Origin of the sequence: Thermomonas aquatica (assembly GCF_006337105.1) — a bacterium.
Lineage (GTDB): Bacteria > Pseudomonadota > Gammaproteobacteria > Xanthomonadales > Xanthomonadaceae > Thermomonas > Thermomonas aquatica.
The window spans coordinates 2,155,176-2,169,846 of record NZ_CP040871.1; the positions used below are offsets into that span (position 1 = coordinate 2,155,176).

The 14,671-nt window shown below is 69.1% G+C and carries 12 protein-coding genes; 3 read left to right on the forward strand and 9 right to left on the reverse strand.

Annotated features, from left to right (window positions below; all coding sequences use genetic code 11):
* Positions 1 to 31: 31 nt before the first annotated feature.
* The gene (glmU, locus tag FHQ07_RS10195; RefSeq protein ID WP_139716701.1) at positions 32 to 1,402 is read left to right on the forward strand and encodes a bifunctional UDP-N-acetylglucosamine diphosphorylase/glucosamine-1-phosphate N-acetyltransferase GlmU; all 1,371 of its coding nucleotides are present in this window, start codon (positions 32 to 34) and stop codon (positions 1,400 to 1,402) included.
* Between the two features lie 3 nt (positions 1,403 to 1,405).
* On the opposite strand, the gene FHQ07_RS10200 is transcribed toward glmU, so the two are convergent.
* Genes FHQ07_RS10200 through FHQ07_RS10235 form a run of 8 tightly spaced genes read right to left on the reverse strand, consistent with a single transcriptional unit; the run spans position 1,406 to position 9,432 of the window.
* On the reverse strand, positions 1,406 to 2,716 hold the full coding sequence (locus FHQ07_RS10200) for a sensor histidine kinase (RefSeq protein WP_139716702.1): 1,311 nt from the start codon (positions 2,714 to 2,716) through the stop codon (positions 1,406 to 1,408).
* Positions 2,716 to 4,059: a sigma-54-dependent transcriptional regulator gene (locus tag FHQ07_RS10205; protein ID WP_139716703.1), complete on the reverse strand. Its 1,344-nt coding sequence runs from the start codon at positions 4,057 to 4,059 to the stop codon at positions 2,716 to 2,718. Before FHQ07_RS10205 ends, FHQ07_RS10200 begins: the two co-directional genes overlap by 1 nt.
* 8 nt (positions 4,060 to 4,067) lie before the next feature.
* Positions 4,068 to 4,556: a nuclear transport factor 2 family protein gene (locus FHQ07_RS10210; RefSeq protein WP_139716704.1), complete on the reverse strand. Its 489-nt coding sequence runs from the start codon at positions 4,554 to 4,556 to the stop codon at positions 4,068 to 4,070.
* A 31-nt stretch (positions 4,557 to 4,587) separates the two neighbouring features.
* The gene (locus tag FHQ07_RS10215) at positions 4,588 to 5,814 is read right to left on the reverse strand and encodes an ABC transporter permease (protein WP_139716705.1); all 1,227 of its coding nucleotides are present in this window, start codon (positions 5,812 to 5,814) and stop codon (positions 4,588 to 4,590) included.
* A 14-nt stretch (positions 5,815 to 5,828) separates the two neighbouring features.
* A complete protein-coding gene (locus FHQ07_RS10220) occupies positions 5,829 to 7,130 on the reverse strand; it encodes an ABC transporter permease (protein WP_139716706.1) in 1,302 nt (433 codons plus the stop codon).
* 10 nt (positions 7,131 to 7,140) lie between these two features.
* Positions 7,141 to 7,869, reverse strand: coding sequence for an ABC transporter ATP-binding protein (locus FHQ07_RS10225; RefSeq protein WP_139716707.1), 729 nt, complete (start codon positions 7,867 to 7,869; stop codon positions 7,141 to 7,143).
* A gap of 34 nt (positions 7,870 to 7,903) precedes the next feature.
* Complete coding sequence (locus tag FHQ07_RS10230) at positions 7,904 to 8,125, reverse strand: hypothetical protein (protein ID WP_139716708.1); 222 nt, start codon at positions 8,123 to 8,125, stop codon at positions 7,904 to 7,906.
* Positions 8,126 to 8,127: 2 nt separating this feature from the next.
* A complete protein-coding gene (locus FHQ07_RS10235; RefSeq protein ID WP_139716709.1) occupies positions 8,128 to 9,432 on the reverse strand; it encodes an efflux RND transporter periplasmic adaptor subunit in 1,305 nt (434 codons plus the stop codon).
* A gap of 170 nt (positions 9,433 to 9,602) precedes the next feature.
* Between FHQ07_RS10235 and glmS the strand changes: the two genes are divergently transcribed.
* Both glmS and FHQ07_RS10245 read left to right on the forward strand, forming a co-directional pair.
* Positions 9,603 to 11,435: a glutamine--fructose-6-phosphate transaminase (isomerizing) gene (gene glmS / locus FHQ07_RS10240; protein WP_139716710.1), complete on the forward strand. Its 1,833-nt coding sequence runs from the start codon at positions 9,603 to 9,605 to the stop codon at positions 11,433 to 11,435.
* A 172-nt stretch (positions 11,436 to 11,607) separates the two neighbouring features.
* On the forward strand, positions 11,608 to 12,690 hold the full coding sequence (locus FHQ07_RS10245) for a tetratricopeptide repeat protein (protein WP_168191539.1): 1,083 nt from the start codon (positions 11,608 to 11,610) through the stop codon (positions 12,688 to 12,690).
* 60 nt (positions 12,691 to 12,750) lie between these two features.
* Here FHQ07_RS10245 and btuB read toward each other — a convergent pair whose 3' ends face one another.
* Positions 12,751 to 14,631, reverse strand: coding sequence for a TonB-dependent vitamin B12 receptor (gene btuB / locus FHQ07_RS10250; protein ID WP_139716712.1), 1,881 nt, complete (start codon positions 14,629 to 14,631; stop codon positions 12,751 to 12,753).
* Positions 14,632 to 14,671: the final 40 nt, after the last annotated feature.

Consider the following 14,671-nt stretch of genomic DNA (forward strand, 5'->3'; position numbering starts at 1 on the left):
GAATCGGGTCGCTCCGCAACCGGGAACACACATGGCCACAGCGTTGCACGTGATCATCCTCGCCGCCGGCGAAGGCAAGCGCATGAAATCCGCGGTGCCGAAGGTGCTGCAGAAGATCGCCGGCAGGCCGATGCTGGCGCAGGTGGTCGATACCGCGCGCGCGCTGCAGCCGGCCGGCATCCATGTGGTCTACGGCCATGGCGGCGATGCGGTGCGCGCCGCCTTCGCCGGGCAAGCCGACCTGCAGTGGGCCGAGCAGGCCCGGCAGCTCGGCACCGGCCACGCGGTGCAGCAGGCGATGCCGAACGTGCCGGACGACGTGCGCGTGCTGGTGCTGTACGGCGACGTGCCGCTGATCACCACCCAGTCCTTGCGGCGGCTGCTCGACGCGCCGGGCCGGCTGGCGGTGCTCGCCGCGGAATTGCACGATCCAGCCGGCTACGGCCGCATCCTGCGCGATCCCGAAGGCCGTGTCGCGGCGATCGTCGAGCACAAGGACGCCGACGACGAGCAACGCCGCATCCGCCTGGTCAACACCGGCGTGATCGCCGCCGATTCCACCGCGCTCAAGCGCTGGCTGGAACAGCTGCGCAACGACAATGCGCAGGGCGAGTACTACCTCACCGACGTGTTCGCCGCGGCGGCCGACGAATACGCGGCGGCGGAGATCGTGGTGGTGGCCGATCCGCTGGAAACCGAAGGCGCCAACGATCCCTGGCAGCTGGCCCAGCTGGAACGCGCGTTGCAGCTGCGGCTGGCGCGCGCGCTGTGCATCGATGGCGCGCGCCTCGCCGATCCCGCGCGGATCGACATCCGCGGCAAGGTGACGGTCGGCCGCGACGTCGAGATCGACGTCGACGTGGTGTTCGAAGGCGAAGTCAGCCTGGGCGATGGCGTGCGCATCGGGCCGTTCTGCCGGATCAAGGATGCATCGCTGGCCGCCGGCACCGAGGTGCGCGCGCATTGCGACATCGACGGCGCGCGCAGCGAGGGCGCGGTGCACATCGGTCCGTATGCGCGGCTGCGGCCGGGCACCGTGCTCGCCGATGGCGCGCACATCGGCAACTTCGTCGAGACCAAGAACGCGAAGGTCGGCGTGGGCAGCAAGGCCAACCACCTGACCTATCTCGGCGATGCGGTGATCGGTGCGGGGGTGAATATCGGCGCCGGCACCATCACCTGCAACTACGACGGCGCCAACAAGTCCACCACGACCATCGGCGACAACGCCTTCATCGGCTCGAACAGCTCACTGGTCGCACCGGTGACCATCGGCGACGGCGCGACCATCGGAGCGGGATCGACCATCGGCAAGGATGCGCCCGCCGGCAAGTTGACCGTGGCGCGCGCGCGGCAGGTGACGCTGGACGGATGGCACCGGCCGGTGAAGAAGCCGAAGTAGCCGTTACGCCGGCAGCACCATCGATACGCACAGCCCGCCGTCCTGGCGGTTGAGCAGGGCGATGCGGCCGCCATGCGCTTCGGCGATCTCGCGCGCAAGCGCGAGGCCAAGCCCGGTGCCATGGCGCTTGGTCGAATAGAACGGCAGCAGCGCGTTCGCCAGCACCGCCTCGTTCATGCCGCTGCCGCGGTCCAGCACGTCGATGCGCCAGCCTTCCGGGGTGCGCCGGATCGACAGGCGGACTTCATTCGCGGGCGATCCGGATTCGTGCGCGTTCTTCAGCAGGTTGAGCAGGGCCTGTTCCATCTGCGCGGCATCGAAGCGGGCGATGCCGTCGGCCGGCTGCAGCTCCAGCGCGAACTCGACCTGGGTCCGCAATTGTTCGGCGAAGCGCCGCCATTCCAGCGGTTCGCTGCGCGGCGACGGCAATTTCGCGAAGCGCGCGTAATCGCGGATGAAGCCCTCCAGATGGCGTGCGCGATCCTCGATGGTGGTCAGCGCCTCCGGCAGGCGCTCGGTCTTGCCTCGGCGCAGCAGCTCGGCGCTGGAATGCGCCAGCGAGGCGATCGGCGCCAGCGAATTGTTGAGTTCGTGGCTGATCACCCGGATCACCTTCTTCCAGGTCTGCACTTCCTGCCGGCGCAGCTCGGCGGTGAGCTGGCGCAGCAGCACCAGTTCGTGCACGCGGCCGTTGAGGCGGAAGCTGCGCCGGGCGAGGTGGTAGATATCCTCGTCGTCGGCGTCGCCGACGGTGAACATGCCGTCGCCGCCGCGTTCGAAGGCCTCGCGCACCGCGGGGTCGGCGGCGGCGAGCACGTCGTCGAAGGCGCGGCCTTCCAGCCGCCGACCTTCGCCGAGCATGCGCCGCGCGGCGAGGTTGCCCAGCACCACGCGCTGCGCGGCATCGACCAGCACCATCGCCACCGGCGTGTTCTGCACCATGGTGTCGAGCAGCAGCTCGCGCTGCACCAGCGCCAGGCGCTGTTCGCGCAGCGCGTTGCCGAGCGCGTTGTGCGCATCCACCAGTTCGATCAGGTCGCTGGCCTTGTCCCAGGTGATGCCGAAGCTGAAATCGCCATCGCGATAACTGGCGACGGTGCCGGCGAGTGCGCGGAACAAGGCGCGCATCGGCACCAGCGCGCGCCAGATCACGGTGGCGACGATGCCGCCGATCGCGCCGGCGGGGAGCAACGCGGCGGCCCATGGCTGCAGCCAGCGCGACAGCAGCCAGCTGGCGAGCGCGGTCGCCACGATGCCGGCGACCGCGATCGCGATCATCCGCACCGCCACCGGCAGCACGCGCAGGACGCGCATCAGCCGCGCGCGATGCCGAGCCGGTCGAGCCGGCGGTACAGCGCCTGCCGCGACAGGCCGAGGTCGGCGGCGGCCTGCGCCAGCACGCCGCCGTTGCGTTCCAGCGCGGCTTCGATCGCGGCGCGGTCCGGCTCGTCGTTGCCGCTCGTTGCGCCGTTCGCGCCGGGCGCGGGTTGCAGGTCGAGGTCGGCGGCGGCGACCTCATCGCCGCGCGCGAGCAAGGCCGCGCGCTGCATCGCGTTGCGCAGCTCGCGCACGTTGCCCGGCCATGTATGCCGCTGCAGCGCGCGGTCGGCGTCTTCGCCGAGGCGCTTGCCGGCGGGGAGGAAATGCCGCGCGAGGGGCAGGATGTCGCGCGGCCGTTGCGCCAGCGGGGGCAGGCGCAATTCGATGCCGTTGAGGCGGTAGTACAGGTCTTCGCGCAAGCGGCCGTCGGCGATCAGCGCCTGCAGGTTGGCGTTGGTGGCGCTGACGATGCGCACCTTGACGCTGCGCTCGCGGTTGCTGCCGAGGCGCTCGAAGCGGCCGGTCTCGAGCACGCGCAGCAGCTTCACCTGGCCGGCCAGCGGCAGGGTGCCGATCTCGTCGAGGAACAAGGTGCCGCCGTCGGCCGCCTCGAACTTGCCTTCGCGCGGCTTGTTGGCGCCGGTGTAGGCGCCTGCGTCGGCGCCGAATAGTTCGGCTTCGATCAGTTCCGCCGGCAATGCGCCGCAGTTCAGCGCAACGAAGGGACCGCTGCGCACCAGCGAATTGGCATGCACGATCTCGGCAAAGCGTTCCTTGCCCACGCCGTTCGGGCCGGTGATCAGCACCGGCAGTTCCGAACGCGCCACCTGGCAGGCCAGCGCCAGCGCGTTCTCGCTGGCCGGATCCGCATACACGATGCCGCGCAGGTCGTAGTCCTTGAGCAGGGCATCGCGGCGCTTGCGTTCGCTGGCGCTGGCCTGCGCGAGCTCGCGCCTGCTTTCGCCGAGTTCGAGCAGGTTGTTGACGGTGGCGATCAGCTTGCGGTCGTCCCAGGGCTTGGCCAGGTAATCGGCGGCGCCGGCCTTGACCAGTTCGATCGCGGACTCCAGTTGCGTCCATGCGGTGAGCAAGATCACCGGCAAGTCCGGATGCGATGCGCGGATCTGGTGGAACAGCGCCACGCCTTCGTCGCCGGAAGTGGTGTCGGCGTGGAAGTTCATGTCCTGGATCACCAGGTCGACGTCTTCGCGCGCAAGCATCTCCAAGCCATCGCGCGGCGATTCCGCGCGCAGCGTGCGCAGGTCGTGCAACGAGAACAGCACGTCGAGCGCGGTGCCGACCGAGGGGTTGTCGTCGATGACGAGGATCGTGGGCATGCGTAATGCTACGGTGATTCCGCTGCAGAATTGCGGCGATGCCCGTAACTGAGCACGCGGGTGACCTGCCACTGCCCGTCGCGCAGGCGCCAGACCATCACGAAGTCGGCTTCGCCCTCGCAGCGCCCGCCATCGGCCTGGCAGAAGCGGTGCACGCCCTGGGCGATCGCGCCGAAGCCCCTGACCGGCGACACCCGCAGGCCGACTCGCTCGCGGGTGTAATGGCCGCAGGCGTATCGTGCGGTGTTGGCGATCATCGCCTCGCGCGTCCAGCTGACGCCGCCGGTGTCGTGGTAGAACTCGACGTCGGGTGCGAAGTAGCGCGCGTGCGCCTGCAACTGCGCCGGCTCGGCGCAGCGGTTGAAGGCCGCGAACACGGCGTCGTCCAGCGCGGCGATGGTGGTCTCCAGCGATGCCGCTTGCGGCGGCTCGACGGGCGCCGCGCTGGCCGCGGATGCGCCAAGGGCAAGCCACAACGCGATGGCGGGGCGTTTCATTCGATCCTCCCGGGAGTGCAAGCCGGCCGCATCAGACGCTGCGCGTCGCCACCGCCGGCGGCACCGCCGCGGCGCGCCGCGCCGGCCCGAACACCGCGGCCTGGCCGAGCAGCCACAGCGCGATCGCGCCGATCGGCAGGTAGTGCAAGGGCAGGCGCGGCAACTCGTACTTGCCCATCAGCAGCTGGTTGATCGAATACGCCAGCAGCATGCCCAGCGCGATGCCGACCGTGGCCAGCAGGAAGTTCTCGAGCTGGAAGTAGCGCAGGATCTGCCCGCGGGTGGCGCCCAGTGCGCGGCGCACGCCGATCTGCTTGGTGCGTTGCTGCACCCAGAAGCTGGCCAGACCGACGATGCCGAGCGCGGTGACCAGCAGCAGCGCGACGATCACCACCACCAGCATCCACGCCATCGCGCGGTCCTGCTCGAAGTAGCGCGCGCGCACTTCGTCGAAGGTGTCCTGGTTGACCACCAGCAGGTTGGGGTCGGTTTTCTTGAGCGCCTTGATCGCCGCGTCCAGCACCTCGGCGCGGCGCCCGGGTTCGGTGCGCAGGATGTAGTGCTTGCCTGCGCCGTAGTCGCGCAGCGGGAAGATCATCGCGTAGGCGCCCTGGTCCAGGCTGTTCGGCCGGGCGAGTTCCTCGACCACGCCGATCACGCGGGTGGGCGATTCGGTCCAGCTGTAGAACACCTTGCCGACCGCGTTCTGGCCCGGGTACAGCTTCTCGGCCATGCTGCGGTTGATGATCGCGACCGGGATCTGCGCCTTGTCGCCGGCCTTCTGCAGGTCCGTGATGTCCTGGAACTCGTCGCTGTTGAAGTCGCGCCCGGCGAGCAGCTTCAGCCCGAACGTCTTCACCAGGCTTCCTTCGTCGGTGTAGACGGTGGCGTTGAGGGTCGGGCGTTCCTGGTCCGAGGTGAGGTTCACGCTGCTGTTGTTGCTGGAGCCGCCGAACGGAAGCTGGCTGACGATCGCGGCCTGGCGCACGCCCGGCACCTTGCGCAGCGTGTCCAGGTATTCGAGCGAGACCGACTTGTCGACGGCGTCGTCGCTGGACAGCTGGCGCAGGCTGGCGGCCTGGATGCGCACCAGTTCGTGGTCGGCGATGCCGCTGTGCATGTTCATGCGATCCAGGCGGTCGCCGATCAGGAACAGCGCGTTGCAGACGATGGCGCAGGTCAGCGCGATCTCCAGCACGATCAGCAGCGATGCGATCTTGTGGCGCATCAGGGTGGAAAGGATGGGGCGGATGTCCATGGCGGCGGTCCCGGTCATTGGCTCTTGAGCTGGATGGCGGGCGTCACTTGCATCGCGCGCCATGCGGGCAGCAGGCCCGCGAGCAGGCTGGCGGCGACCGCCAGGACGAAGGTGAGCAGCAGCATCGAACCGTCGAGGTGGGCGAGCGAGGCGTAGCTGGCCGGTTGCTGGCGCACCGCCCACAGGCCGAGCAGGGCCAGCAGCAGGCCGAACACGCCGCCGGCCAAGCCCACGGTGCCGGCCTCGACCACGCATTGCTTGAAGATCTCCATGCGCGAGGCGCCGAGCGCGCGACGCACGCCGATCTCGCCGCTGCGGCGCAGGAACTTCGCCAGCAGCAGGCCGACGGTGTTGACCAGGCAGACCAGCAGGAAGCCGAGCGCCAGCCACAGCTGCAGGCGCACGTCGCCGGGCACCACCTTGTTGAACGCCATCAGTTCCATCACGTTGCGCAGGCGCACGTTGGCGGGGCGCTCGAAGCGCCCGGCCGCGCGTTGCTGGTTGGAGTAGTTGACGAGGTAGTTGCGGAAGTCCGCCGCCTTGCCGGCCGAGTCGAGTTCGACCCAGTACTGCACCCATGCGCAGGGCGCATTGAGGGCGCGGCTGTCGCCATTGGAATCCGCCCAGCAGTTGGTGTTGCCCTGGGTGCCGAGGTCGAGGTCGCGGGCGGTGGAGAACGGCATGAACACGCCTTCGGTGGCGCCGTAATTGTCGTTGTAGAGGTCGTAGAAGCGCGGCGTCAGGCGCCAGGCGTCGAGCACGCCGATGATGCGGAAGTCGTTGGGGGCGATGTGCAGGGTCTTGCCGGTGCTGTCGCCGCCGCCGAATTCCTTGTCGTTGAGCTCCTTGCTGATCACCGCCACGCGCGCCTTGGCGTCGTCCTCGCTGGCGGTCCAGGCGCGGCCGTAGCGCAGCGGCACGTCGAACATCGGGAAGAAGTCGGCGGAGGCGTAGCGCGCATCGACCAGTTGCGGCGTGGTGCCCGGCTTGTCGGACGAGATGACGACGTTGCCGCCGGAAGTCAGCGTCTGCCGCAGGCCGCGCTTCTGCTTCAGCAGGGTTTCCGAATCGAAGCGGGTCAGCTGGCTCTGCGGTTCTTCGCCGGGGCGGTAGCCGCGCATCGGTTCGGGATCGAGCTGCACGTAGAACAGGCGGTCGCTCTTGTCCGGGATCGGGTCGCCGGACAGCACGTGGAACACGGTCAGCGTCGTCATCGATGCGCCGATCCCCAGCGCGATCGCCAGCACCATCAGCGCGGTCAGCGCCTTGTTGCGCCGGAAGCTGCGCAGGGCGAGGTTGAGGTAGTAGCCGAACATGGCGATGTCCTCAGGCGTGGGTGGCGGCGTCTTCGGGCTGCGCGTGCATCGCGCGCACCAGGCCGGGTTCGATCGACAGGTCGGTGGCCATGCCGTCGACGATATGCACGTTGCGCTGCGCGCGCGCCGCGAGTTCCGGGTCGTGGGTGACCATGATGATGGTGGTGCCCTGCTGGTTGATGTCCTCCAGCAGCTCCATCACGCTGCGCGCCATCTGCGAATCCAGGTTGCCGGTGGGTTCGTCCGCCAGCAGCAGGCGCGGGCTGCCGGCCAGCGCGCGCGCGATCGCCGCGCGCTGTTGCTGGCCGCCGGACAGTTCCGCCGGGTAGTGCCTGATCCGCGAACCCAGCCCGACCAGGCCCAGCGCGTCTTCGATCCGCAGCTTGCGTTCGGCGGCCGGCATGCCGCGGTAGCGCAGCGGCACGTCGCAGTTGTCGAACAGGTTGAGGTCGGGGATCAGGTTGAAGCTCTGGAAGATGAAGCCGATCTTCTGGTTGCGCAGCCGGCTGCGCGCATCGTCGGAGAGCCCGCGCACGTCCTCGCCGTCGAGGCGGAACTCGCCGCCGGTGAAGGTTTCCAGCAGGCCGGCGATGTTGAGGAAGGTGGTCTTGCCGGAACCCGACGGCCCGGTGACGGCGACGAATTCGCCTTCGCCGACGTGCAGGTCGAGCGAGCGCAGCGCATGCGTCTCGACGAGTTCGGTGCGGTAGACCTTGGTGACTTGGCGCATGTCGAGCATGGCGAGGATTCCTTGGGGAAGGGAGGCGATGGGATCAGCGGATGCCGAAGCGGGCCGGCAGTGCGGCGCTGGCGAGATAGGCGTTGCGCAGGCGCGGTTCGCGCTGGAAACGCGTGGCGTTGGCGCTGGCCGCGGCATCGCGCAGTGCGGTGGCATCGAACAGGTCGAGTTCGTGCAGGCGCAGCGGCATGGCGTCGGCGATGTCCTGCGACGTCCAGCGCAGGGCCTCGAACGGTGTGTCGAGGAAAGCATGCATGGTCATTCTCCGGAGATGCGGACGCGGTCCGCGTTGTCGAACTGGTCGGTGCCCGAGACGACGATGCGGTCGCCGGCCTGCAGGCCCGAGGTGATTTCGATGGCGTCGAGGCTGGCGGCGCCGGTCTTGATCGGCTTGCGCGTGGCGCTGCCGCCATCGACCACGTAGGCGAAGTTGCCGCCGTCCTGTTCCACGAACGGGCCGCGCTCGACCATCAGCACGTTGCGCTTGGTGTCCATCACCACCCGCACCGACAGCCGCTGGTTCTGGCGCAGCCCGGGCGGCTGCTTGCCGTCGGCGAAGCGCACGCGCGCGGTCACTTCGCCGTTCACCACTTCCGGCGACACCGCGGCGATTTCCGCCGCGTACTTCGCGCCTTTGCTGGTGACCTGCGCCGGCATGCCGATGCCGAGGTCGCGGGCGAAGCTTTCCGGCACCTTCATTTCCACCTCGAAGCGGCTGAGGTCGACCACGCTCAGCACCGGCCCGTTGGCAATCACTTGCGTGCCCTGCGGCACCTGCACCTGGCCGACCTGGCCGTCGAACGGCGCACGGATGGTGAGCGCATCGACCTGGCGTTGCTGCTCCGCCACCACTGCGCGCTGGCGCTCGGCCAACAGCTGCTTGTTGCGTGCATCGAGGCCAGCACCTGCGCTCTGCAATTGGAAGTCCTTGCGCGCCGCGGCCAGACCGATCTCGGCTTTCTTCATATCGTCCTGCGCGCGGGCCAGATCGTTCTGCGGCACCGCGCCACCGTCGTAGGCGCGCTGGAAGCGCTCGAGGTCGCGCATCGCCGCGGTGCGTTCCACCGTGGCCTGGTCCAGCGCCTTGCGCGCATTGGCGCGCATGATCTGCGCGTCGAGCAGCGCGCGGCTGGCTTCGGCATCCATGCCGGCCAACGTGGATTCTTCCTGCACCAGCTTGCTGCGCAGCTCGGGGCTGTCGATCACTGCCAGCGCCTGGCCCTTCGCCACCTTGTCGCCGGCGACGATCTGCAGGGTCACGGTGCCGGCGGCGATCGCGTACAGGGTGGGGCTATTGGCGGCGATGACGCGGCCGTCGGCGCTGAGGTCGCGCACCAGGTCGCCGCGCTTCACCTCGGCGATGCGGATGCGCGAGGCATCGTAGGAGCGGCCGCCACCCATCCAGCCCGAGGCCAACCAGGCGATCGCGGCCAGCAAGGCCACGCCGCCGGCGCCGGCGGCGATCAGTTTGCGACGACGCGGCGCAGTCTGGGCCGCCACGACCTGGTCCTGGCCGGCGGTATCGCGGATGCGGCCGCGGGTGGCGCTGCTGTCGGTGGGCATGTGTTTGTCCATGCCCTGTACATCGCAACTAGCGTGCCAACTTCAAGTGATTGAAATTAAAGGGAATAACTTGCTTCCAGGAATGTCCGCCGGGCGGACGCCGTGTCCGCGCGGACGCCCGGACGGGGCTCCGTTTAAACTGCGCGTTCACCGCAAGGAGCAGCCCAGGCATGTGTGGAATCGTCGGCGCCATCGCCAACCGTGACGTGGTCCCGCTGCTGGTCGATGGCCTCAAGCGGCTGGAATACCGCGGCTACGATTCGGCCGGCATCGCGGTGGTCACCGCCGATGAAGTGCGCCGCGTGCGCCGCACGGGTCGCGTTGCCGAGATGGAAGCCGCAGCAGTCGCGGAAGGCTTCGACGCCACTCTCGGCATCGGCCACACGCGTTGGGCGACGCATGGCGGCGTGACCGAAGGCAACGCGCATCCGCACATCAGCCACGGCGAGCTGGCGCTGGTGCACAACGGCATCATCGAGAACCACGAGCAGCAGCGCGAACGCCTGCGTGCGCTCGGCTACGAATTCACTTCGCAGACCGATACCGAAGTCGTCGCGCATCTGATCCACCATTACCGCGCGAATGGCGAGAGCTTGCTTGGTGCCTTGAAGAAGGCGGTGAAGGAACTGGAAGGCGCGTATGCGCTGGCGGTGATCGACAAGCGCGATCCGTCGACCATGGTCGCCGCGCGCATGGGCTGCCCGCTGCTGGTCGGCTTGGGCGACGGCGAGAACTTCGTCGCCTCCGACGTGTCCGCGATCGTCAGCGCCACCCGCAAGGTGATCTTCCTCGAGGAAGGCGACACCGCCGAAGTCACCCGCGATGGCGTGCGCGTGTTCGACGCGGGCGATACCGAAGTGCAGCGCGACGTGCACATGTCGGACGTGTCGCTGGCCTCGCTGGAACTGGGGCCGTACCGCCACTTCATGCAGAAGGAAATCCACGAGCAGCCGCGCGCGATCGGCGACACCCTCGAGGGCATCGTCGATGCCGGCGGCTTCGATCCGGCGCTGTTCGGCGCCAACGCGGCCGAGGTGCTGCGCGACGTGGAATCGGTGCAGATCCTCGCCTGCGGCACCAGCTATTACGCCGGCCTCACCGCGCGTTACTGGCTGGAAGACATCGCCGGCATCCCGTGCGCGGTCGATATCGCCAGCGAGTACCGCTACCGCAAGGTGGTGGCCAACCCGAAGCAGCTGATCGTCACCATCTCGCAGTCCGGCGAAACCCTGGACACGATGGAGGCGCTGAAGTACGCCAAGGCGCAGGGCCAGGACAAGACGCTGTCGATCTGCAACGTGCCGGAAAGCGCGATCCCGCGCGCCAGCAGGCTGGTGTTCTACACCCGCGCCGGTGCCGAGATCGGCGTGGCCTCGACCAAGGCGTTTACCACCCAGCTGGTCGCGCTGTTCGCGCTGACCGGCGTGCTTGCGAAGCTGCGCGGGCGCATCGACGACGCGCAGGAAGCCGCGTACCTCGATGAACTTCGCCACCTGCCGGGCAGCGTGCAGCACGCGCTGAACCTGGAGCCGCAGGTCGCGGTGTGGGCGGAGAAGTTCGCGCCCAAGCAACATGCGCTGTTCCTCGGCCGCGGCCGCCACTACCCCATCGCCCTTGAAGGCGCGCTCAAGCTCAAGGAAATCTCGTACATCCACGCCGAGGCCTATCCGGCCGGCGAGCTCAAGCACGGCCCGCTGGCGCTGGTGGACGAGGCGATGCCGGTGGTGGTGATCGCGCCGAACGATTCGCTGCTGGAGAAGGTGAAGTCCAACATCCAGGAAGTGCGCGCGCGCGGCGGCGAGATGTTCGTGTTCGCCGACGCCGACAGCCATTTCGGCGAATCCGAGGCGGTGCACGTGATCCGCACCCCGCGCCACATCGGCACGCTGAGCCCGGTGGTGCACACCATCCCGGTGCAGTTGCTGGCCTACCACACGGCATTGGCGCGCGGCACCGACGTGGACAAGCCGCGCAACCTCGCGAAATCGGTGACGGTGGAATAGTTTCCGACGGGGGTTCACCCCGTTCGAATTCGTTCGATGACGCTGGTGCAGGCCGCGAGGCCATGTTTCCGCTCGTCGGATATTGCCAAACCCGGCAATGGCGGCCGCGCACAATCGGCGCATACTGGCGCCGGCTCTTCGCCGCGGGCGATCGCCCCGCACAGGAGGGACGGTGTTGCGGAGGTTGGCGATCCTGCTGTTGTTCGCCTGCATGGGCGAGGGCCTGGCGCAGTCGCCCGGCGCGCCTGCCCCTGATCCGGCCACGCAGGTCGATGCCGCGATGGCGCTGCCGGAGGAACTGCGGCTGGCCCTGGACGCGCGCAAGCCGGATCGTGGCCTGCCGGTCGAGGAGCGCGTGCAGCGCCTGGTCGATTTCATGATCGGCGACGACGGCCTGGCGCTGCGCTACCAGGAACAGCCCACTCACGGCATCGCGGAAAGCTATGCGCAGCGCAAGGTGAATTGCCTGTCGTTCACCCTGATGTTCATCGCGCTGGCGCGGGCGTCGGGGATCCGTGCCTATGCGCAGGCCTCGGACGATGCGTTGGCGATGCGCGTGCTCGGCGATACCGTCTATCGCGCGACCCACGTGAACGCAGGCGTCGAGATCGGCGGCGGGCGATACACGGTCGACGTGGGTTGGCGCTCGCTGCTCGCCGTGCGCAAGCCGCGCACCATCACCGATGCGCAGGCGATCGCCCTCCTGCACAACAACAACGCGGTGGAGCGGCTGCTGTCGGGCGACAGGCAGGGGGCGGCGGCGCATGCGGAAGTGGCGCTCGCGCTCGATCCTGGCAGCGCGACTGCTTGGAGCAATGCGGGCGTCGTGTACCTGCGCTCCGGCTCGCGCGACGCCGCCGAGCGCGCCTACCTGCAGGCCCTGAAGCTGCAGCGCGACCACCTGGGGGCGCTCAGCAACCTCGTGGGCTTCTACCGCGAAGCCGGTGCCACCCACCTGGCCGAGGGCTATGCGAAGCGCTTGCGGCGCGCGCAGTCGGTCGATCCGTTCTCGCAGTTCCTGATCGCGCAGGCGCTGGCCGAATCGGGGGCCTATGACGACGCGGTTGCGCACTACCGGCGCGCGATCCGCCTGATGCCGGACGAGCCGCAGTTCCATCGCAGCCTGGCCGATGCCTACCTCAGGCAGGGCAACGCGACGGCGGCGGAGCACGCGCGGAACCGCGCCGGCAGGCTGGAGGCGCAGCGCGAATCGCAGCGCGGGATCCGCGATGCCGCCAGCCCGGGTTCGGGATAGCCGCGCAAACAAAAAGCCTGGCATCCTGCCGGGCTTCCGCTTCCCTGCGGCGACGCTCCGTTATTCGGGCTGCCAGCGCAGGCCAAGCGCGAATTCGCGGCCCGGCTGGTTGTAGTAGGCGCTGGTCTCGTAGCGACGGTTGAACGCGTTGACCAGGCTCGCCTGCAGCGTCCAGCCGCGGGAGAAGCGCCAGGACACGCGTGCGTCCACGGTCGCGTAGCCGCCGACGCGCAGGGTGTTGGCGACGTCGTCCCAGCGCGACGCTTCGGCGATGCCGCTGAGGCCGAAGCCGAAGGCGCCGAACTCGCGGTCGAGGTCGAGCCGCGCACTGCGTTGCGGACGCCGGGGCAGGCGCTTGCCATGGCTGGAGCCGGTGCTGAGGTTGCGCGCATCCAGCGTGCCGAGCTGTCCGCGGACGTCCCACTCGCCGATCCGCGCGCTCGCGGTCAGTTCGACGCCGCGGATGCGCGCCTGCTCGATGTTGTTGGCGGCGAAGATCGCGGTGTCGTACACGATCAGGTCGTCGATGCGCGTCTGGTAGGCATTGAGCCGCCACTGCCAGTCGCCCGCATCATGGCCCAGCGACAGTTCGCTGCTGCGCGAGGCTTCTGGCCGCAGGGACGGATTCCCGTAGTACGGGTAGTACAGCTCGTTGAAGCTCGGTGCCTTGAACGCGGTGGCATGGCTGGCGGCCAGCCTCCAGCCGTCGCCGAAACCGAAGCCCCAGGCGATGCCGCCGGTGGTCTTGCCGCCGAACTGGTCGTTGTCGTCGCGACGCAGGCTCAGCTGCAGGTCCTGCGCATCGAACTTGCCCTGGTATTGCGCGAACGCCGCGCGATTGCCGCGCGATGCGTCGAAGGCGGAGAACGGGTCGTCCACGCCGCCGCTGTCGCGCAGCCAGTCCAGGCCCAGGCTGAGCGACTGGCCCTGCGCGAGCGCGATGTCGCCCTGCAGGCTGGCGCTGTCGCGGCGGGTTTCGAAGCGATTGGCGTGGCTCGCGCCCAGGTAGTTGTCGGAGGCATCGATGTTGCGGCCGGCGGTCAGGCGCAGGGTGAATGCCTGGCTGGGGCGATAGCGCACGCTGCCGCCGACCACCTGCTGCAGCACCTTCGAGTTGTCGGGCAGGCCCCAGGCCGGGTCGGCGTCGTAGAAATTGTGGCCGCGCGCGCGCAGCGCCTGCGCATCGAACTGCCAGGCATCGCCGGCGGCGAAGTCCGCGCGCAGCGAGGCGTTGTTGTTGCGGTAGCCGTCGCGGTCGGGATCGGGATGGTCCATGCCGCAGCCGGCGTAGTACGGCGCGCCGATACCGCGGCAGGCAGCGATGCCGTCCGTGGACTGGTGGCCGAGGTCGAGCCCGATGCCGCCGCGCGCGCCGCGCAGGTCGATGCCTGCCGAGGCTTCGCGCAGGCCGTGGCTGCCGGCGGCGATGCGCGCGCGACCGCGCACGCCGGCCGCATTCGCGCCGCGGCGGGTGAACACCTGGATCACGCCGCCGATCGCATCCGCGCCATACAGCGAGGAGCGCGGGCCGCGCACGATCTCGATGCGTTCGATCTGTTCCAGCGGGATGTCCTGCAGCGAGGTCAGGCCGGAGGTCGCCGAACCCACGCGCACGCCGTCGACGAGGAACAGGGTGTGGTCGGATTCGGTGCCGCGCAGGAACAGCGTACTGAGCTTGCCGAGGCCGCCCTGGTTCACCAGGGTCACGCCGGCCCGACCGCGCAGCAGTTCCGGCAGGGAGCGCGCTGCGCTGCGCTCGATGTCCTTGCGATCGATCACCTCCACCGCGGCCAGCGCATCGTCGGCGGTGGTCGCGGTGCGGGTGGCGGTCACCACCACGTTGTCGAGGTCCCTGGCGTCGTCCTGCGCGAACGCCAGCGAGGGCAGCGACAGGGCGATGGCGAGGGTGGTGGAACGAAGACGGGTATTGCGCGACTGCATGACGGTTCTCCGGCGCGCACGCCCGCGCGCCCAACAGGGA